Origin of the sequence: Acaryochloris marina MBIC11017 (genome assembly GCF_000018105.1) — a bacterium.
GTDB lineage: Bacteria > Cyanobacteriota > Cyanobacteriia > Thermosynechococcales > Thermosynechococcaceae > Acaryochloris > Acaryochloris marina.
The window spans coordinates 6,388,089-6,408,513 of record NC_009925.1 but is presented as its reverse complement, the minus strand read 5'-3'; the positions used below and the strand labels follow the sequence as shown (position 1 = coordinate 6,408,513).

General features: G+C 47.8%; 14 protein-coding genes. 5 read left to right on the top strand and 9 right to left on the bottom strand.

The window, feature by feature from the left end; translation table 11 throughout:
* Positions 1–98: 98 nt before the first annotated feature.
* From AM1_RS28480 to AM1_RS28470, 3 genes are all read right to left on the bottom strand, one after another.
* A complete protein-coding gene (locus AM1_RS28480) occupies positions 99–602 on the bottom strand; it encodes a universal stress protein (RefSeq protein ID WP_012166441.1) in 504 nt (167 codons plus the stop codon).
* 258 nt (positions 603–860) lie between these two features.
* Positions 861–1,973 (bottom strand): sensor histidine kinase, encoded by a 1,113-nt coding sequence (locus AM1_RS28475; RefSeq protein ID WP_012166440.1) that lies wholly within the window; start codon positions 1,971–1,973, stop codon positions 861–863.
* Positions 1,967–2,683 (bottom strand): response regulator, encoded by a 717-nt coding sequence (locus AM1_RS28470; protein WP_012166439.1) that lies wholly within the window; start codon positions 2,681–2,683, stop codon positions 1,967–1,969. The genes AM1_RS28475 and AM1_RS28470 overlap by 7 nt, the downstream gene beginning before the upstream one ends.
* A gap of 486 nt (positions 2,684–3,169) precedes the next feature.
* Between AM1_RS28470 and AM1_RS28465 the strand changes: the two genes are divergently transcribed.
* From AM1_RS28465 to AM1_RS38985, 5 genes are all read left to right on the top strand, one after another.
* A complete protein-coding gene (locus AM1_RS28465; protein WP_012166437.1) occupies positions 3,170–7,210 on the top strand; it encodes a serine protease in 4,041 nt (1,346 codons plus the stop codon).
* A gap of 215 nt (positions 7,211–7,425) precedes the next feature.
* Positions 7,426–11,478, top strand: a complete 4,053-nt coding sequence (locus tag AM1_RS28460; RefSeq protein ID WP_012166436.1) for a tetratricopeptide repeat protein — start codon at positions 7,426–7,428, stop codon at positions 11,476–11,478.
* A 169-nt stretch (positions 11,479–11,647) separates the two neighbouring features.
* Positions 11,648–12,775 (top strand): trypsin-like peptidase domain-containing protein, encoded by a 1,128-nt coding sequence (locus AM1_RS28455; RefSeq protein WP_012166435.1) that lies wholly within the window; start codon positions 11,648–11,650, stop codon positions 12,773–12,775.
* A gap of 266 nt (positions 12,776–13,041) precedes the next feature.
* Complete coding sequence (locus AM1_RS28450) at positions 13,042–13,971, top strand: IS5-like element ISAcma6 family transposase (protein WP_012161013.1); 930 nt, start codon at positions 13,042–13,044, stop codon at positions 13,969–13,971.
* Between the two features lie 2 nt (positions 13,972–13,973).
* Positions 13,974–14,366 carry a DUF4332 domain-containing protein gene (locus AM1_RS38985; RefSeq protein WP_071819981.1) on the top strand — a complete coding sequence of 131 codons (393 nt, stop codon included), beginning with the start codon at positions 13,974–13,976 and terminating at the stop codon, positions 14,364–14,366.
* Positions 14,367–14,370: 4 nt separating this feature from the next.
* Here AM1_RS38985 and AM1_RS28445 read toward each other — a convergent pair whose 3' ends face one another.
* The 6 genes from AM1_RS28445 to gnd form a co-directional block, all read right to left on the bottom strand.
* Positions 14,371–15,648: an aminotransferase class V-fold PLP-dependent enzyme gene (locus AM1_RS28445; protein ID WP_012166432.1), complete on the bottom strand. Its 1,278-nt coding sequence runs from the start codon at positions 15,646–15,648 to the stop codon at positions 14,371–14,373.
* A 32-nt stretch (positions 15,649–15,680) separates the two neighbouring features.
* On the bottom strand, positions 15,681–16,109 hold the full coding sequence (locus AM1_RS28440) for an arsenate-mycothiol transferase ArsC (protein WP_012166431.1): 429 nt from the start codon (positions 16,107–16,109) through the stop codon (positions 15,681–15,683).
* A gap of 233 nt (positions 16,110–16,342) precedes the next feature.
* Positions 16,343–16,741 (bottom strand): DM13 domain-containing protein, encoded by a 399-nt coding sequence (locus tag AM1_RS28435; RefSeq protein WP_012166430.1) that lies wholly within the window; start codon positions 16,739–16,741, stop codon positions 16,343–16,345.
* A 132-nt stretch (positions 16,742–16,873) separates the two neighbouring features.
* Entirely contained in the window at positions 16,874–17,869 is a 996-nt protein-coding gene (fbp, locus tag AM1_RS28430; RefSeq protein WP_012166429.1) for a class 1 fructose-bisphosphatase, read from the bottom strand.
* A 9-nt stretch (positions 17,870–17,878) separates the two neighbouring features.
* Positions 17,879–19,429 (bottom strand): glucose-6-phosphate dehydrogenase, encoded by a 1,551-nt coding sequence (zwf, locus tag AM1_RS28425; protein ID WP_012166428.1) that lies wholly within the window; start codon positions 19,427–19,429, stop codon positions 17,879–17,881.
* A 10-nt stretch (positions 19,430–19,439) separates the two neighbouring features.
* Complete coding sequence (gnd, locus tag AM1_RS28420; protein WP_012166427.1) at positions 19,440–20,411, bottom strand: phosphogluconate dehydrogenase (NAD(+)-dependent, decarboxylating); 972 nt, start codon at positions 20,409–20,411, stop codon at positions 19,440–19,442.
* Positions 20,412–20,425 lie beyond the last annotated feature (14 nt).

Here is a 20,425-nt window from a genome sequence, read left to right as displayed (position 1 = left end):
AGAAGGTATGCATTAACTTTAAATCTCAAATAAAAGTTAAGCCGCCCAGAGCAAAGCTTTCATACGAGTCAAATACACTTTCCATAAAGGGGGGTTCTTTAAGCTTTATGGTCTTGAACGACCAATACTGAACAGTGTGCATGATGCAACACATAGTTACTCACACTGCCAATAAAAAGCTCTGCCAGACCTGAGTGACCTTTACGTCCCATGACAATTAGATCAATTTGCCATTCATTTGCCAAGGTACAAATTTGATATCCTGGTGCTCCAAAAACAGACTCACAGGTAGCTAATACGCCTCGCTGAGTTGCTTGTTGATAATATTGCAAAAGCCACTCATTAGCTTGTTCAATCTGAGTCTCCCATTTTTGTTGAGCGAACTGTAAATCAGCGTCATCATATGGAGTAAAATAATTAGCGCCTTTGGTGGTTCTTGTTTGGGAAGCAGTTAATAAACTAGACCGCTGCATTGAAGTTTCTACACAGTGGAGTAGATATAGTTTTGCTTTGTGGAATTGAGCAGTTTCTAGAGCCTGCTCAAAGACAACCCCACCCGAGAATGAGGTATCAATTGCTACTAAAACACGGTTGTAACTCATGTTAATCTTCCAGTTTTTACACAAAATTCTTTATGACCATCAGGAAATCAACCCTAGAACTATTTATCCAATAGTTCTTCAGTAGAAGAGGTTGAAAACTAGAGAGTGATGATCCTCTTTACTAATTTCTATGGATAAAATAGTGGCGATCATACACACAGTAATCACCAATGATGGCATTGGAATTTCCAAATGGCATATTAGGCAAGTAATTAGCGTATCAACCACGTGTGGCAAAGTTGTGTCAAAACTACCGATTTATTGTGTCAACGTAGATACCGTTAGAGGGAGTGAAAACTGAAACTTACTCCCGATACCTAACTGGCTATCGACGTTAATCGTCCCACCCTGCAGTTCTACTAGGCGTTGTGTAATAGCTAATCCTAATCCAGTTCCACTTGAATGACGGGTGCGGGAATGTTGCGATCGCCAGAATCTGTTAAATACATGAGGTAAATCTTTCGGAGCAATGCCTAAGCCTGTATCAGCTACCGTAACCCAAGCATTACGATCATCTCGTCGGACTTGTACCACAATTTGCCCCTGTTCTGTATAGCGAAGGGCATTGCCAACAAGATTCACTAAAATTTGTTCTGTGCGATCAGGATCCACCCAAACTGGAGGTAAGTTAGATGGACAGTCTAAGGTCAGAGTGGGGCCATCTTCTCTCAATTGAGTTGAGAGATTTTCGCTGACGTGTAGTAAAAGTGAATTTAGAGAAATTGATTGTAAATGCAGTGGCAAATGTCCGGCTTCTGCTTTTGAAAGTAGCTGCAAATCCATGACTAATCGTTCAACCCGCCGCACTTCTTTGATCAAGCGATCCAATAGATCCGCAGTGGGAGGTATGCGCTCATCTACTATTTCTTCTAAATAGCCTCGAATAGTGGTCATGGGGGTGCGCAATTCATGAGCCAAATCGCCAATAAGCTCTCGTCGTTTTTGTTCAACCTGCTCTAAACTCATGGCCATGCGGTTAAAACTTCGACTGAGCCGATTGATTTCAGGAATAGAGCTAGTAGGTAAACGAATATCTAACTGCCCATCTGCAAATTTTCTAGTGGTCTGTTCTATCTGAATGAGGGGAGCTGTAATTCGTCGAGCCACCCAATAGCTTAATAGAAGAGCAGCAGTCACACCTGAAAGAATGGACCAAATCATACTGATGTGCCAAGCAGTTTCGAATTCTGCAATCAGAATGGACTTTAATTCAGTAATTTCGATTTGGCGCTGCACTAACTGATCAAGATCTTCGTTGAAACGGTTAAAGGAGGTCAATCGGTTAATAATGATGTAAAAATCCAGGCTGATAAACATTACCAGCATATGAGAGAAAAACAATCGCGACTTCAAACCAATTGTTTTTAGCATGGCCCGTCTTCAAACTTATACCCCACTCCCTGAATTGTTTTAATAAATTGAGGTTGGGTAGGGTTAACCTCAATTTTCTTGCGCAACCGAGCAACCTGCGTGTCCACAACGCGATCGTCTCCGAAGAAATCATTGCCCCAAAGATTATCAATGAGTTGAGTACGGCTCCAGGCCCGTCCAGGGTAACTCAGGAATGTTTGCAAAAGCTTAAATTCAAGACTTGTTAAATCCAGCATCTCAGCCTCCTGACCTGACAAATGCCTTTGCGCGATATGGTGCTCAACATCAACGGTGAAAGATTCAGTTCTATAGAGTAAATGGTCAGATTGTTCACCCCGCAAACTCCGACGCAACAATGCTCTTACCCTAGCTATTAACTCTCTAGGGCTAAAAGGTTTCGTTAGGTAATCATCTGCTCCGGTTGTAAGGCCAATGATCCGGTCAAGTTCTTCAGCCCTAGCAGTCAACATCAGAATATAAGGATCCTTGGCGAGTGATTGCTGACGAATTCGGGTACAAACTTCCAAACCATCTAAACCTGGCAACATCAGATCTAATATGACCAAGTCTGGTTGCAGCACGGTTACAACCCGCAGCGCATCTGCCCCATTGCTTAAGGTTTCACATATAAACCCTTCAGTTTCAAGCATATTGCGAACCAGTTGAGCAATTTCTTTCTCATCTTCAACAATGAGTATGGTGGGTTTCATACTTGGATCAAAGAATGACTCTAATCTCCATGATGGCACGTCAAAATCTCTTCGAGAGAGTGACTCCTAGCCATTCTCTCCACCAGTTTTTCATAGCTTATACGATGGAATGAATAAGCACTCAACTTCTATAAACCACTTTTGAACTTGCTGTCATTTCCTTGATGCATCCATCCAATGAAGGAACGTTCTGGGTCATCTACCTTGATCTGTTGGTGAGTGCAAACAAATTCACCATACAAAGTCATACCGATCTGATTTAAAGACAGCAGCAGATCTCTATCTCAAAGGTAATCGGACTGAAAGCTATGACCATGTGATGAGGCCGCTCAAAGGAGTAGAGTCGGCCAAAAAATCTGCTGCATCAATTTAAAGTCTCGGCAATTTACTGAGACGTTGCATATGGAAAGCCTCGTCAACGATATACATCTAAATCTCTAGGTCACGTTTATCTTTACCATTGTTACGGTGAGTCATCCAAAGTCTATGTTGCGACGTTTTCTACCCGTTTTACCTTTTCTTGTGGATTTGTTACCCCTGTTGATTTTATCGACAGCCTTCCGTCCAGCCATCAGTGCAACTCTCCCTTCAACACCTAATTCATCGATTGTTGCTCCCATTGCCCAGGCCAATCCAGATAACACTGTAAACGCCTATGCTCAAGAAATTACGGTTCGGATTCAGACCCACAACAATCAAGGGAGCGGAACCCTAATCACCAAGCAGGATAATGAATACCTAGTGCTGACCAACGCCCATATTCTGCGCGGAGCAGAGTCTCTAAACATTCAAACCCATGATGGTCAAATCTATACAGCTAAGGCGGTAGAGAATCCTTTCCCCGCTAAATATGACCTGGCACTCGTCACCTTTGTCAGTAACCAATCCTATACGCTACCTGAGCTAGGCAACTTTACCCCTCGCAAAGGTCAATCGGTTATTAGTGCAGGCTATGCAGCAGACTCCCAACAGTTCCAAGTCAGACCCAATCAAGTACAACTGATTCTTGACCAGCCCCTTCAAGGGGGATATCAACTGGGATATCCAGGAGACATCCAACAGGGCATGAGTGGCGGGCCGATCATAGAAACCACCACAGGGGAACTGATCGGCATCAATGGTCAGAGTGCCTTCCCTCTCGTGGATGACTACAAGACCTTAGACGGTCAAGCCATTCCCCCTGAAACGGTTCAGACCCTACGCCAACAGAACTGGGGAATTCCCCTGCAAACGGTCCTGGCCCAAATTCAGCCAAACCTACTGGCAACCTATGGTTTACCCCAACCCCTGGTGGCCTCTACAGTAAAAACGGCTCAGGCTCAAGGATGGGTCGCAGATCTGGAAGCTAGAGCGAAAACGTTCACCCTACAGATCAACAGCTCGACTGGGGCCAACGGCTCGGGAGTACTCATTGCCAAGCAAGACAAGACCTACACCGTACTAACCGCCAACCATGTGCTCTGCGCAACGCCCAATGGCAAACCGCCTTGTCCCCTGCAACAGTATGCCGTTGTTGCCCCAGATGGACAGATCTTTAAAGTCGATCCGCAAACCGTTCAGCGCCAAGAGGGGGTCGATCTCGCGATCTTTACGTTTACGAGCGATGCGGATTATGCGTTAGCCACCTTTGGAGATTACAACCCCAGAAAAGATGATGAAGTGTTTGTGGCTGGCTTTCCCAAAGTGAATCAATCCGAAGCCCGTTGGCAGTTCAACGGTGGCAAAGTATTCGATAAAACCGATGGATTTCTCAGCGTCAACAGCTATAGCGTCCGCCAAAATGATGCCGTTTTTGCCCTTCCCCAAGCCAACTTTGGAGGGGGGTATGAATTGGTCTATACCAGCATTACCTATGGGGGGATGAGTGGAGGAGTCGTTCTGGATCGTCAGGGCCAGGTGATTGGCATTCATGGTCTGGCAGAAGGGGAATCAGAAACCGGGAATTTAAAGATTCAGTTGGGGCTAAGTTTAGGCATTCCCACCAGTTCGGTTTTGGGAACCCTGCCTAAGTTCAACCTCTCACCGGAACTCCTTCAGGTCAGTTCCACTGCACCAACGCCCCTGTCGGCGGGCCAACAAGCTCAGTGGCAAGCCTCGGTTTTGCAGGTGGATGTACCAACAGGTAACGCTAAAGCAGAGGTCTGGATCGAGCGTGGTAATCAGCTTTGGCGGCTGGAACAATATGCGGAAGCCCTGGCTGCGTTTGATCGGGCGATTCAATTGAATCCCTCTTTTGTGCATTTGGCTTGGTATGGCAAAGCACTTGTGTATCGGTCTCAGGAAAACTTTCCTGCGGCTGAAACGGCTTTACTCAAAGTTCTTAATCTCAAGCCAAACTATAAGCCCGGATGGAAAGTACTGAGTGCGGCCTATCGCCTCCAGAAGAAACCAGAACAGGCTTTAACTGCCGTCAATTCAGGATTAAAAATTGCACCAACGGATGCCCAGTTACTAAATGAGAAGTATGTTGTTCTATCAGAACTGTATCGGTACTCAGAAGCCCTTGCAGCCATAGATGCCGCGATCGCCCAGGCTCCTCGGGCTGCTTTTTATATCAATCGCGGCTGGGTGCTAATCAAGATGGATCGATACGAAGAGACCTTGACTGCCCTTAACCAGGCCATCGAAATCGACCCCAATATGGCCATTGCCTATACGAACAGAGGGGTGACGTACTCTTTTCTGAAACGTCCGAAGGAAGCGATTGCAGATCTTAAAAAGGCCATCGCCCTGGACTCGCAATATATCTCTGCCTATGGCGGCTTAGGAATGCTTTATCACTCCCAAGGCCGTTATCAGGAAGCTCTGGCTCAATTCAACCAAGGGATTGCCATCGACCCCAAAAATCCCATCAATTATTCGGGCCAAGGATTTGTCTATTTTGCCCAAAAACAATATCAAGATGCGATCGCAGCCCATACCAAAGCCATTGAGCTAGAGCCAGACAGTGCCAATGACTACTTCAGTCGGGCTAACGTTTATATCACGACTCAGCAATACCAAGATGCGATCGCAGATTTAACCAAAGCCATCCGGCTGGCTCCGCCCGATCCAATTTATTTCAACAACCGAGGTGATGCCTATGACGCCTTGAACCAGCCAGAAGCAGCCCTTGCCGACTACTCCCAAGCTATTGAGGTGGACAAAAATAATACTCGGGCTTATATCGGTCTGGGGACGGTGTATCAAAGGGCGCGGCAGTATCAACGTGCGATCGCACAGTTTGACAAAGCCATTGAAGTTGCTGATTTCCCCCAAAAATTAGAGACAGATAAAAAGTATAAGGGGTTGGCCTACTCCGCTCGGGGTTTTCTTTACAGCGACCTTGGCAAGCTGGAACAGGCCATTGCCGATTTTTCCCAAGCTATCGAACTATCCCCTAAAGTCACCTATCTCTATCGCGCCCGCGCCCTGAATTACACGGCCTTAAACCGATATCAAGAGGCCATCGCAGACTATACCCAAGCCATTGAAATTGCCCCCAAGGATCTATCCACCTATATCAGAAGAGGCAAGATTTACCGCACATTAGGCCAGGAAACTGAAGCTAATGCAGATTTTCAAAAGGTTCTGACGACTGAACCATCGGACAGTCAGGGGTATGGTGTCCGAGCAGATGTCTATAAATCATTAAAACGGTATCCAGAAGCCCTGGCTGACTATACCAAGGCCATTGAGTTAGCCCCCCAAAACCCATTCCAACGAAGTCTGTTACATAGTAGCCGCGCCCAAATGCATGGCAATTTGCAGCAATATGAACAGGCCAATTTAGATTATTCAAAAGCACTTGCCCTCCTTCCCAATCCCACCGTTCCCTTTGCGGCGGACCTATACATTGCTCGGGGTAACAACTTTTTAAGTTGGCAGCGCCAAGATGATGCTTTGGCTGATTTTAACCAAGCCATTGGCATAAGCCCCAAAAATGTGATGGCCTATGTCGGTAGAGGTCGTCTATCCTTGGGAACCCAGAAATATCAGGACGCCTTGGCCGACTTCAGTACCGTGATTAAACTCAATCCAAAGCTAGGGTTTGTCTATGACTTTCGCAGTAGAACTTATCAGGCGTTGAATCGTATAGAAGATGCGATCGCAGATGCAGATCAATGGATTGAACGCCAGGCCAATGCAGCCAGCTATACCCGTAGAGGCATTTTACATGTCTTAGGGGCCAATCCATCCCTCGCGTTGAATGACTTTCAGCAGGCTATCACCCTCAACCCCAAAGCCATTATCCCTACCGTCAACTTGGGCCTAATTTATTACGAGCAAGGGAATCGGAAGCAAGCGATTGCCCAATTCCAGCGTGCAATTGAGCTTGATGGTTCTCTAGCTGAACCCCAGCTTGCCCTGGCTACTGCGCTCTATCACGGGGGTCAGCAAAAACAAGCGATTGCCCTAGCCCAATCTGCCCTCAAGCTAGATCCCAAATTTCAAGAAGTCGCATTTCTCAAGCAAAATCTCTGGGGAGAACGCTTGATTGTAGATGTAAAAAAACTTCTGACAGAGCCAGCCTTTCAGGCCCCGTAATCCATATTCATGAGCATAGATGGTGGTTGAAGAGTCAAAAGACGACTAACAACCACTCAACATCTATAGGGGTAGAATTTCCACTAGTTCTGGACAGGTAAAGGCCGATAGCAGTTGAGGGCAAGGTGCATATTACGTCTAAATCACCACGATGTAGAACAAAGGGATTATGCCTCAATCATCTCAACTATTCTTTTAGAAAGTAATTTAAAACCATGATGCAAAGGACATTATCTTTACTCTCTCTGTTGGTCTTGTCCACAACACTCTGTACTTCCGCAAGTGCTCAACCTACCCACGGTAGCCTCCCTGCAACTCATCTTGCCCAAGCACAGTCTGTTGATGCCATCACCACCTATACCCAAGAAATTACGGTTCGGATCAGGACAAACAACAATCAGGGCAGTGGCACTCTTATCTCTAAGCAGAACAACACCTATCTGGTATTGACGAATCAACACATCCTGCAAGGAGCAAAAACCATTCAAATCCAGACCTATGATGGTCAAACCCATACTGCCACTCTCGTTCAGAACTCTTTCTCATCTGGCTATGATCTGGCCCTAGTCTCCTTCGAGGGCAATCAGTCCTATACCTTGCCAGAGCTAGGCAACTTTACCCCCCGCCCAGGACAATCCCTCGCTAGTGCGGGCTATGCAGCTGACTCACAACAGTTCCAAATCAGCACTCATCCATTGCAACAGATCCTCGATCAGCCTTTGAAAGGGGGATATCAATTGGGATACCCAGGTGATGTTAAGCAGGGAATGAGTGGAGGACCCATTATAGAAACAACCACTGGAGAACTTGTAGGCATCAACGGTCAGAGTGTATCTCCGGTGGTAGATAACTACGAAACCGTTGATGGGACTTCTCTCAACCCTGAGACCATCCAACAACTCCGACAACTCAACTGGGGTATCTCTCTACAAACCGTACTAGCTCAAATCCAGCCCAATATCCTTACCGCCTATGGCCTACCCCAACCCTTAGTGGCATCGACAGTGAAAATGGCCCGGTCACAGGGATGGGTTGCAGACCTAGAAGCCAAAGCCAAAAACATTTCGGTTCGCATTGACAGCTCTAGTGGTTCGAATGGTTCTGGTGTCATTATTGCCAGGCAAGGGCAAACCTATACCGTTCTAACTGCAAATCATGTCGTCTGTGAAACTGCCAATGGTTCGCCTCCTTGCCTTGCTCAGCGCTATTCTGTGGTCACACCAGATGGGCAAACTCATCCGATTAATGCCAACACCATTCGACGTCAGGAAGGGGTCGATCTGGCCATTTTCAAGTTCCAAAGTGAGGCTAACTTTGAGATTGCCGCCTTTGGTGACTACAACCCGAAAACCGATGATGAGGTGTTCGTCGCTGGTTTTCCAAAAGTCAATCAATCAGAAGCGAGTTGGCAGTTTAATGGAGGCAAAGTTTTTGATAAAAACCGAGGCTTTCTAGAAGTTGCTAGCTATCGGATGCAACAAGCTGATAACGTCATTTCCATCCCTCAAGCCAGTTTTTGGGGTGGCTATGAATTGGTGTATTCCAGCATCACCTACGGGGGGATGAGTGGGGGTGTTGTCCTTGATCGCCAAGGCCAGGTCATCGGTATTCATGGATTAGCTGAAGGCGAATCTGAGACGGGAAATATAAACATCCAATTGGGATGGAGCTTAGGCATTCCCACGAGTTCAGTGTTGGGGGTGATGCCGAAGTTCAATGTTGACTTAAATGCTTTGCAGATCAACACTACAGCGCCAGCAACCCTATCATCTCTGCAACAAGAAGAATGGCAAGCTTCGGTTCTCAAAGCACAAGTCCCGACTAGCAATGCTAAACCAGAAGTCTGGATCGAGCGGGGTAATCAACTGTGGCGGTTGGAACAACATGCTGAAGCCTTAGCAGCTTTTGAGCAAGCGATTCAATTTAATCCTGAGTTTGTACATCTAGCTTGGTATGGTAAAGCGTTAGTTTATCGTGCTCAGGAAGACTATTCCGCAGCTGAAACGGCGTTGCAGAAAGTGGTTCAGTTGAAACCAACCTATAAACCAAGTTGGCAACTGCTAAGCGTCGTTTACCGAAATCTCAAACAACCTAAACAAGCCCTAGTTGCGATTGAGAAGGGGCTCCAAATTAAGGCAAATGATGCACAACTACTCAATGAAAAATACACGGTTTTAGGTCGTTTACGGCGTTACCCTGAAGCCCTGGCAACCATTGATGCAGCAATTGCCCAGGCCCCTAGAGCGGCATTTTATATCAATCGTGGTGTGGTGCTTATGTGGATGGATCAGTTTGAAGCATCTCTGGCTACGGTTAATCAAGCTCTTGAGCTTGATCCTAGGCTAGCGATTGCCTACACCAACCGTGGAGTTATTCATCAATTATTGCGACGTTATGATGCGGCCTTAGCCGATCATCAGCAAGCGATCCAGCTCGATCCACAAGACTCGTATGTTTACAGTGGTTTGGGGCAACTCTATCTTGCTGAGCGACGGTTTGAGCAGGCTTTGGCTCAATTCAAAAAAGGCATCAGCATCGATCCTGAAAATACCACTCATTATTCTGGACAAGGGCATGTTTACTTTGGACTAAAACGATATGAAGATGCGATCGCAGCCCATACTCAAGCCATCCAACTGGAACCTAATCTTCCTAGCCACCTATCGAGTCGAGCTAATATTTATCTACTCAGGCAGCAGTATGAAAATGCGATCGCAGATTGGTCCAAAGCCATTGAACTGGATCCTCAAAATCCGACCTATTTTCAAGGTCGAGGGGAAGCCTACGCTGGTTTAAACCAGCCCAAAGCTGCTATTGCCGACTTTTCACAAGCGATACAGCTCGCCCCAAGAGATGTGCAGAGTTACACAGGTCGAGGGCAAGCTTATCAAAGTCTGCAGCAATATGAAGCTGCGATCGCAAACTTTAATCAAGCGATAAAGAATGCAGATTATCCCCAAGCCACAGCAGTTGACAACCAATATATTCAGCAGAAAAAAGGGTTTGCCTATACTGCCCGTGGGTATTTACACGTTGAGTTAGAGAAATTTGAACAGGCCATTGCCGATTTCACTCAGGCCATTGAGCTTCGATCTAACTCTGATAATCCGAACGGAATTCCCCTGGCCAAAACTGACAATTTGCATAATATCCGTGCAATCAGCTACATCAATTTAAAGCAGTATGACAAAGCACTCGCTGACTACACTAAAGCGATAGAGATTGCCCCTCAAAACCCTAAGTACCGCGTGAGTAGAGGGCAACTTTACCAAAAAATGGGACGGGAAGCAGAAGCAACAGCAGATTTTCAAACCGCTCTCAAAACTGAACCCAAAGATAGTGAAGGATATCGAGTGCGGGCTGGGATTAACAAATCACTGAAACGTTACTCAGAAGCGATTTCGGACTATTCCAAAGCCATTGAGTTAGCCCCCCAAAATGGTCTAAGAACCAGCATTTTGTACAGCAGTCGAGCTAGGGTCCATAGTGAATTACAGCAATATGAGCAAGCCAAAACGGACTTTTCCCAAGCCATAGTCCTCCACCCAAATCCTCGATCACCCTATGTATCAGAGCTTTTTGAAGCCCGAGGGAGAAATTTCTTAAATTGGCAGCGTTTAGAGGGCGCAGTAGGAGATTTTAGTAAAGCGATTGAAATTAATTCCAAAAATATCCTGGCCTATGCGGGGCGAGGTCCAATCTATCTCGAAACCAAACGCTATGAGCAAGCCCTATCTGACTTTAATACCATCATTGAACTCAACCCCCAGGCTTCTCCAGCTTACGACCTGCGCAGCCAGACTCATCGAAGGCTCCAACGTTTTGAAGAAGCAATATCAGATGCCAGCAAATATATTGAGCTAAATCCTAAACAACCTGTTGCTTATACCAAACGGGGAATTTTATATGCATTAACGAACAACGCTCAGCATGCACTCAAAGATTTTAAGCAGGCTGTTGAGCTGGACGAAAAAGCAATTATACCCACCATTAATATGGGCCTCATTTACTACGAGCAAGAGGAACGAAATCTAGCCATCGCTCAGTTCAAAAGAGCCATGGAACTAGACGACAAGTTGGCAGAACCACAACTTGCGCTAGCTATTGCTCTGTATCACAGCGGTCAACAACAACAAGCAATAGCCTCAGCCAAATTTGCCCTCACAAAAGATTCTAGATTGCGAGATGTTGAATTCCTCAAGCAAAATCTCTGGGGAGATCAGTTAATCGCAGATGCCCAACAACTTTTTTCAGATCCTGCACTATAAGCCCTTGGATCCATGCATGTTCCTTGCGCCATATCAGCTAAGTCTGATTGCCATTCATGGACTACCATTCAGCGTCTCAATCGGTCAAAAGTCTCGGCACGATATATCTTTCCTGCATATGAACAAGCCACCACAACGATTGATGAATCAATGCATTGGTGATAGAACGATGACCACCCCAAAACTGATTTCTAAATTCATCTCCATTAACGCCCTATTGTTGACAGCAGGCATCATTACACCCGCCATTTCCCTCCATCCCTCCCTGGTCCAACGGGCTGTAGCCCAATCGGCCCAATCCACAGCAACACAAATCTATCAGCAAGCGAGCCCTGCCGTCGTCACGATTAAAAACGGCTCAGGACATGGGAGTGGATTTATCGTCAGTGCTGATGGCTGGATTATTACCAATGCCCATGTCGTTGCCAATGGTCCCCGGATCGTTACCGTCAAATTCAATGACGGTCGGCAGGTCTCTGCTGATGTGATTGGCTTTGCCCATCATGGCGTAGACCTAGCAGCACTCAAAATCTATGGCCTCACGAATTTGCCCTCAATCCCCCTGTCCCCAGCAGGCTCTACTCAAGTGGGAGACGATATTTTCGTGATTGGCACACCCCTAACCGAGGACTATCAGAATACCCTGGCAAGGGGAATGGTCAGCCGAATAAGCCAACAAAATGGCACACTTCAACATAGTGCCAATACTAATCCAGGTAATTCCGGTGGTCCCATTCTCAATCGCCAGGGACAGGTTGTCGGCGTCCATTTCAGTGGAGATCTACAGGGTCTCGTCTATAGTCCCACTGGCCGACCCATTGGGGTTACCAAAAGTGGCATAAACTTCGCCATTTCAGTTGATCGCTTGCACACTTTTCTAAAGGCCATGCGATCCGGAAAAATCTCTCGCGTTTCGACCTTACCCAAACAAAGCCAGAAACGATCGATTCCCCAACTCGCCAATCGAAACTTCAATGCCCGTCTGGAAAAAACAGATATCCAATTAACCCCTCAAACCTTTATTGACTTGTACCAATTCCAGGGTAAAGCCGGACAATCGGTAACTTTAACCCTCAAAAGTGATGAATTTAATCCGGTTCTCCAGCTGTTCTTTGTGGATCAATCCAGCCCCAAACCAAAATACATTCCAGTGGCCAAAAATGATGACCGTGGACCCGCTGATTTCACTGCTCAATTGAATCTCTCACTCCCCCAAGATGGCCTCTATTACATTGGAGTAACGACATCTGATCGAGGTGAGCAAGGTCGATATCAAATTCAAGCCAAAGGAATCTAATTGTGCAGGGACCGACCGCCATTTCTAGACGACCCTGCCCCCAACTCGCTACAGTGGACAAGCCCAATCAAGTCCCTAAGCGCGGGGACCCATCCCAGTGAAGCCCTCCAACACTTATACACCTGCGGAACCCCTTTCCCAACTGTCCGGTCTGAGTTCTGACCATCTCAGCCAACTTCAGCAATGTGGAATGGCGTTGTTGCATGAATAGGTGCTGCGGATTAGGCGCGGGCTAGAGTTTATGTACCACCAAAAACCGCTAGCCCATGAGTTACCAAATCCGCAACTGGTCCGAGTATAACGCTGGTCTCAAACAGCGGGGAAGTGTGACCTTCTGGCTCGAACAATCAGCTATCGTTCATTGGCTAGAAACCACACCGAGACAAAAGCGGGGAGCCTCTCTGACCTATAGCGATACAGCAATCTCCACCTTCGAGACCGTCAAATGTATCTATGGTTTAGCAGGGCGTCAAACCGAAGGATTTCTAAATTCATTGTTTGAGTTGATGGGAATTGAGCTTCCCGTTTGTGACCACAGCACCGTCTCTCGGCGGAAAGGTCAGCTATCGATTTCATTGCCCGTTATACCTAAGCAAGGTGCCATTCACGTCGTTATCGATAGCACAGGGGTCAAAGTCTATGGTGAAGGAGAGTGGAAAACCAGGCAACATGGTGTGAGCAAACGTCGGACGTGGCGTAAACTTCACTTGAGTGTTGATGAGTCCACTGGAGAAATTCTCACGGGTGTCGTGACAACCAATGACGTTCAGGATGGTGAAGTGTTTGAAGATCTCCTTGAAGGCATCGACGATGAGATTGAACAGGTCTCTGCTGACGGAGCCTATGACCAAAGTCATTGCTATGATGCCCTCATGGAGCGCAATGCCACAGCTGCAATTCCCCCAAGGAAGAATGCCAAAATTTGGCAACATGGAAACTGCAATGCTCCACCCCATCCACGAGATCAAAATCTCAGAGCCATCCGAAAACAGGGACGAAAGAGGTGGAAAAAACAAGCCCACTATCATCGGCGGTCTCTAGCTGAAACGACGATGTTTCGCTTCAAAACTATCTTTGGGGGTCAGGTACGTTCCCGTAACTTTGATAATCAAGCCACAGAGTTACTCCTGCAGTGTGCGGCACTCAATCGAATGATTCAGATCGCCAAACCCGAGACTGTTTGGGTTGAAGCTTAAGAATAACGAGGAGAGGCAATTCATCTAGCCTTTACGCGATTCATGCAACAAAGCCATGTGGAATTACAACCATTCACAAACTCCACACTCAAACCCAATCGCTCCAACAACGCCAACAATTAGCAGCGCAACTGAAACTGCATCAAAAATACATCAATAAATGGGCTGCTCTCGCAGAACTGTCTTTAATTCCTGGTGTGGGAACGAAGAACTGTGGTTTGCTCTTACATGCAGGAGTGGGTTCGACAGAGCAACTTGCCCAGATGACAGCTGAGCGTCTGCATCGACAACTACTCCGATTACATGTGGCGATGCTAGGACGAAACTCCCTTTGCCCAACCGTCGCGGAAGTGACCCAGTGGATCTTTCAAGCTCGTCGCCTTGCTCGTCGTTAGCTTTTCAAGCTAAATCACGAATCTGGTTCAATACGCGATCGATTTCGTCAGGGGTGTTGTAAACGCCAGGCGTCAAGCGAGCATAGGACACGTCATAAGGGGTAGTGCTGGCAATGATATTTTTAGCCTTTAGCTTAGCAACCACTGCCTTGGGCGAGAGTCCCTCCACATCAAAACAAACAATTGCGGCAGATAAATCATCGTCGATGGGCGTATACAGCTTGATATGCTGCATTTTTGACAACCCCTTTTTCAGTTGCCGACTGAGGGAATGCAGGCGCTTGGTGACGCGCTCTTTGCCCATCTGTTGGTGAAAGGCAAAGGCTTGAGCCATCGCCCATTGGTGCTCAAAGGTTTTAAATCCTCCAGGGGTCATCCAAGCCCCCCAGCCTGCCCCGCCCGAAAATGTTGGAATTGTCGGTGTAACGGCATCTTGGGTTTCAGGTTTGCCCCAAATAAAACCAGAACCTCGCGGGGCAAACATCCATTTATGGGTGCCCGCAACAAAGAAATCACATCCTAGGGTAGGCAATGCATCATCTTCGACCCCTAAACCATGAACACCATCGACAAAAAATAGGACCCGATCTTCCTCTGAGCGATTTTGGTTGAGTTGCTTTAACTGGTCTGCAATTTTAGCAATGGGAACTTTGAGACCCGTGCTGGAATGAACCCAGGTTGCCGTAACCAGACGCGTTTTGGGGCCAATCCCTTTGATCAAGGTCTCGACCATTTCGTCTTGGCTAACAGTTTGGATATCTCGATACAGGGGAATTTCATTGACCGTTGCTCCAGTTCTGGAAGCTTTATATTTCAAAGATGTATGGGTGGAGTAGTAATCAAAGGTGGTGGTCAACATTTCCTGATCAGGTCGAATGCTCAGCCCATTGATTACCAGCGCAGTCCCCATTGTTGTACTGTCCGTAAGGGCAATGTCCTTAGCTTGAACCCCCAAATAATCCGCCGCATTGGCTCGCACCGCTGCCACTAAATCGGGTCGATGGTCATAGAGATAATGGGTCGGGTTTTGATCGAGACCATCCCGATGCTCATCGATGGCAGATTGAACGGGAGTGGGATGGGAGGCTAGTAGCAAACCCGCCATATGAATATATTTGGGGTCCAAATTGAAGTGAGTGCGGACGGCCCGCCAATTCTTGATGTTTTGGTGTTTAGCTCGATGGTTGGCTGATTGGCTGGTTGCGATTTGAGGGGTAACCAGAGTACCTGCAGCCGTTCCCAAACCTGCAGTAAGTAGAAAGTTTCTCCGAGACCAAGCCATGACGGTTTTTCCCTAGGGGTTTGAAACCGATCCTACAGTCTAGAAATCAGATCTTGGATGTGGTTTTCTAATTGTTTAAGGGCCTCTTCTGGATTCTCACGATCGATATCATGGACGCACCAATAGTCGATTTTGTTTTCCCAGTCTGGAAATCGTGCGTGCATCAAGGGTCGATGCTCTGTTTCATCAACGGCAATCACCTGATGGGATGCATTGAGATCAGCTAAGGTCAGCGGCAAGGGAAAACGAAGCTCATCGGAGAGCTGGATATTGCGACTCAGTAATCCTTGGCGAGCATATTTAGAAATGGGGCCATCATTGTTTTGTCCCCACTCCAAAGCAAGCCCCCGAGACTCTGCCCGCCAACCAAGTTCCTTTTGCGCTGCTAAATGGTTGAAGTAATGCTCTGAAAATCGACTTCGGTAGTAATTCCCAGTGCAGATAAACAGGATCGTTTGCACTTAGTTCGCTCAACTCAATATCCCTATAACTTACGCTTCAGAAGGGAATTTTGTGGTCATGGCCGCAATAATCCCCTTCTCTTTCGGACACCCAGATGCCGCAACTGTCTGCCACAAAATCACATGAAGTTTAGCAATTACGGCAAGTTAATGTAATGGTAGCAGCTACACCCCAATTATTTTGGTGCCTCAGATGAGTTAGCCCGAATTCCGGGTAAGGTCGGCCTTGCCCTTTAGAATTTTGCTTCTGCCAAAGGTACACCAAACTTTTCACACCAAATCGTGACTTCATCAAAGTTGCTGATATCGAGGGTGGCTGGTAGCCGATAGATTTGCTTGCCGCTATCAAGGTTGAGGCCAGAAAATGTGCTGGTTTCAACATACGAATCCTGACTCGAAAAGCCCAGTCGAGGATCAGGAGCACCATCAAAGGAGAAGTCTTCACCGAGAACGAGATAATAAACTTTGCCTTTTTTAACAATCTCAACTTTTCCACTTACGGTATGGTCGCTTTCCCCTGTAAAGGTGGCCGATTCAACCACCGTTGCCCCCTCTAAGACGTCAGCGGCCCAGGCTAAGGTGGGTGTAACTGTGAGAATGGCAGCGGCTGTGATTAAAGATTTAGTAATCATGGTTCAAATCTCTTCCTTGTAAATGGTGACTGTGAGCTTACGGCTGGGGACTTAAGGTTTGCTGAAGGCACACTGAATTCGAGTTAAGCAATCGCCTTATTCCATCTAAGAAATCCCATTCATTAGAGGTGGCTAAGCTGCTTTCCCTTGCTCCAGAAAGGTTTGGTATAAATTAACAGCCACTTGGCTACCAATCACTAGGGGCGAGCGCTGGTGAATAGAGGTCACTTCTAGATCCATAATTCGGGCAAGACCGGAAGTGGCCTTCCCCCCGGCTTGTTCCACTAAAAATGCCAAGGGGGCACATTCATAGAGCAACCGCAGCTTGCCCTCAGGCTGATCTGCTGTGGGGGGATAAAAATAGAGTCCTCCTTCCAGTAGACAGCGATGGACATCAGCAACAAGGGCACCGCTATAACGAAGGGTATGGGCCGTATGAGACTTGCGATCGCTTAAGTAATCCGCAAAGTTTTGAATATGGGGATGCCATTCCTGGTAGTAGCTCAGGTTAGCACTATAGGTTTTGCCCGTTTCAGGGCAGCGAATATTCTCATGGGAGAGGAGGAATTCCCCTAAGCTTGGATCAAGGGTAAAGCCGTCGACTCGTCCACCAGTGGTGTAAACCAACATCGTACTGGTGCCATAGAGGACATAGCCTGCGGTCACCAATTCTGTACCCGGCTGCAGGACATCGGCTTCGGTACTGCAATATCCACTCGTTTGCCGACGGTAGATGCCAAAGATAGTGCCCACCGCGCTACCCGTATCGGTGTTAGAGGACCCATCTAGGGGATCAGTACAGAGGATGTACTGGGCCTGCTGGCCGCACTCAATCAGCTTCACCTGGTCTAGTTCTTCGGATGCGATCACAGCCACCAAACCAATATTCGAAAAGGCATCAATCACAATCTGATTGCTAAAGACATCCAGCTTTTTCTGGGCATCCCCCGTGGCATTGGTCTCACCCATCAGACCCAAATTTCCCATCAGGGCTGCTCGACTGATTTCACGGGCCAGCACCTTGGCGGCAAAGCCCATCTGAGTTAACAAGATGGAGATTTCAATCGGTTGCTGAGCCAAGCGATGTTGTTGCCATAGATGACTGTTAAAGGTGGTGGGATGACTCATCTCTTTTCCCTAAGCACTACAAAACTGAGGACTGCTGCTGTGCCATTGGCGTCCGTCTCGCGTGAGTAAATCTGTGGCAGCTTGCGGTCCCCAACTTCCCGCCCCATAGTTCGGGAAATCTCGGCTGGGGAGAGCGCTCCACACATCTAAAATCGGCGTGATGACCTGCCAGCCCAGCTCCACATTGTCGGATCGCTGAAACAGGGTGGCATCGCCAATCATGCAGTCATACAGCAAGGTTTCATAGCCAGTGGTGGGGGTGGCATCAAAGAAATTGGCATAGCAAAAGTCCATATTGACGCTGCCCATGCGCACTTTGGGGCCAGGAACTTTTGCTCCAAACTGGAGGCTGATGCCTTCGTTAGGCTGCAGCCTGAGGACTAAAAAGTTATCCGTAAGCTGATCAATAGAGGTCTCCCGAAACAGCAGGGAGGGGACGTGTTTGAACTGAATCGCAATTTCACTCACCCGCTCCGGCAGTCGTTTACCCGTGCGCAGGTAAAAGGGCACCCCCGCCCACCGCCAGTTATCAATGGTGAGCTTTAAGGCTGCAAAGGTTTCCGTATTGGATTCTGGAGACACCCGCGATTCGAGTCGATAGGCTGAGACCGACTGATCTTTGATTTGCCCTTCACCATACTGCCCCCGGACGGCACAGGTGAGGACCTCCTCTGCCGTGAGGGGTTCAATGGCTTTGAGCACTTTAGATTTCTCATCTCGCACCGCATCGGCTTCGAAAGAAACTGGGGGTTCCATGGCCGTAAGGGCTAAGAGCTGAAACAGATGGTTTTGGATCATATCTCGCAGCGCCCCCGACCCCTCGTAGTAGCCGCCGCGACTTTCAACTCCCACCTGTTCAGCGACAGTAATCTGGATATGGTCAATGTAGCGATGGTTCCACACCGGCTCAAACAGGCCGTTGCCAAATCGAAACACCAAGATATTCTGAACCGTTTCTTTGCCTAAATAATGATCAATGCGATAAATTTGCGATTCCGTTAGGACCTGACCAATCTCTTGGTTCAATCTCTGGGCAGAGGCTAGATCCTGACCAAAGGGTTTCTCAAAAATAATCCGTCGCCACTGGTCAGATGTTTCCTGAACCAGTCCCGCTGCCCCAAGCTGCTGGGTAATCTCCGTAAAGAAGGTGGGAGCAGTGGCGAAATAGAAAAGAACGTTGCCCTGAGTTCCAAAGGCTTGATCGAGCTGTTGAAGTTGGGCTGCAAGTTGCTGGTAGGTTTCAGGGGCCTGAAAGTTTCCTGCCAGGTAGTGAAGCCGAGGTTCCAACCACTCCCACAGCTCCGATTCCAGGGCATCTGCCGCAAACTCCTGTAAATCTTGGTGAATTTGGCTGCGAAAGGCATTGGTTTGGGTTGAGGTTCGGCCAATCCCTAAAATCGCAAAGGCATCGGGTAAAAGCTTGTTTTGGGCGAGATTATGGAGGGCCGGAATTAATTTCCGCTTCGTTAAGTCTCCGGCAGCGCCAAAAATAACGATGATGCAGGGACCGGTGACTTCAATGGCATCCGTCGGGTTTAAGCTGAGTGCAGTGGCGATCATCGACTCCTCCTTACTTTTCCACATGACCACCAAACTGGTAGCGCATGGCCGAGAGGACTTTTTCAGCGAAGGTATGCTCTTGGCGAGAGCGAAATCGCGTGTAGAGGGCGGCGGACAGAACATCCGCCGGAACCGCAGATTCAATGGCGGCCATCAAGGTCCAGCGCCCTTCACCGGAGTCTTGGACATGGCCAGAATAACCAGACAGGGCTGGATCCTCTGCTAAAGCAATCGCTGTTAGATCGAGCAACCAAGACCCCACCACACTTCCCCGTCGCCAGACTTCAGCAATGTCGGCCACATTTAAGGTGTATTGGTGGTCGGCGGGCAGTTCCTCCGAGTTCGCGCTGCGAAAAATATCAAATCCCTCGGCATAGGCCTGCATCAACGCATATTCAACACCGTTGTGCACCATCTTGACGAAATGTCCAGCCCCCACAGGACCACAATGTAAATAACCCTCTTCAGCAGTTCCCTTGAGCTGCTCTCGGCCAGGGGTTGTTTCGATCTCTCCTTTGCCCGGTGCAACGGATTTTAAAATAGGGTCCAGCTGCTCAACAGCCTCCTGGGGTCCTCCAATCATTAAGCAGTACCCTCTGTCCAGCCCCCACACTCCGCCACTGGTGCCAATATCAACATAGTGAATCCCTTGTTTTTGCAGCGCTTGGGATCGTCGAACATCATCCTTGTAGTAGGAATTGCCACCATCGATGATGATGTCATCGCGCTCCAATTTGTCCGCTAGCTTCCCGATCACTTGTTCCGTCACCTCTCCCGCAGGCACCATCACCCAGATAATGCGAGGAGGCGTCAGTTTTTGGACTAAGTCGTCTAGGGAGGCAGCGCCGATGGCCCCTTCAGCTTCTAGCTGGGCAACTTTATCGGGAGTGCGGTTATAAACTACACAACTATGTCCGTAACGCATCAGACGCCGAACAATATTGGCCCCCATGCGTCCGAGGCCGATCATGCCGATTTCCATAAAGTTTTCCTGTG

Coding starts and splice junctions, on each gene's coding strand:
- AM1_RS28445 (WP_012166432.1), bottom strand. CDS start 15,648: ATGGCTTGGTCTCGGAGAAACTTTCTACTTACTGCAGGTTTGGGAACG.
- AM1_RS28435 (WP_012166430.1), bottom strand. CDS start 16,741: ATGATTACTAAATCTTTAATCACAGCCGCTGCCATTCTCACAGTTACA.
- AM1_RS28470 (WP_012166439.1), bottom strand. CDS start 2,683: ATGAAACCCACCATACTCATTGTTGAAGATGAGAAAGAAATTGCTCAA.
- AM1_RS28460 (WP_012166436.1), top strand. CDS start 7,426: ATGATGCAAAGGACATTATCTTTACTCTCTCTGTTGGTCTTGTCCACA.
- AM1_RS28450 (WP_012161013.1), top strand. CDS start 13,042: ATGAGTTACCAAATCCGCAACTGGTCCGAGTATAACGCTGGTCTCAAA.
- fbp (WP_012166429.1), bottom strand. CDS start 17,869: ATGAGTCATCCCACCACCTTTAACAGTCATCTATGGCAACAACATCGC.
- AM1_RS28475 (WP_012166440.1), bottom strand. CDS start 1,973: ATGCTAAAAACAATTGGTTTGAAGTCGCGATTGTTTTTCTCTCATATG.
- AM1_RS28465 (WP_012166437.1), top strand. CDS start 3,170: ATGTTGCGACGTTTTCTACCCGTTTTACCTTTTCTTGTGGATTTGTTA.
- gnd (WP_012166427.1), bottom strand. CDS start 20,411: ATGGAAATCGGCATGATCGGCCTCGGACGCATGGGGGCCAATATTGTT.
- zwf (WP_012166428.1), bottom strand. CDS start 19,429: ATGATCGCCACTGCACTCAGCTTAAACCCGACGGATGCCATTGAAGTC.
- AM1_RS28455 (WP_012166435.1), top strand. CDS start 11,648: ATGACCACCCCAAAACTGATTTCTAAATTCATCTCCATTAACGCCCTA.
- AM1_RS28480 (WP_012166441.1), bottom strand. CDS start 602: ATGAGTTACAACCGTGTTTTAGTAGCAATTGATACCTCATTCTCGGGT.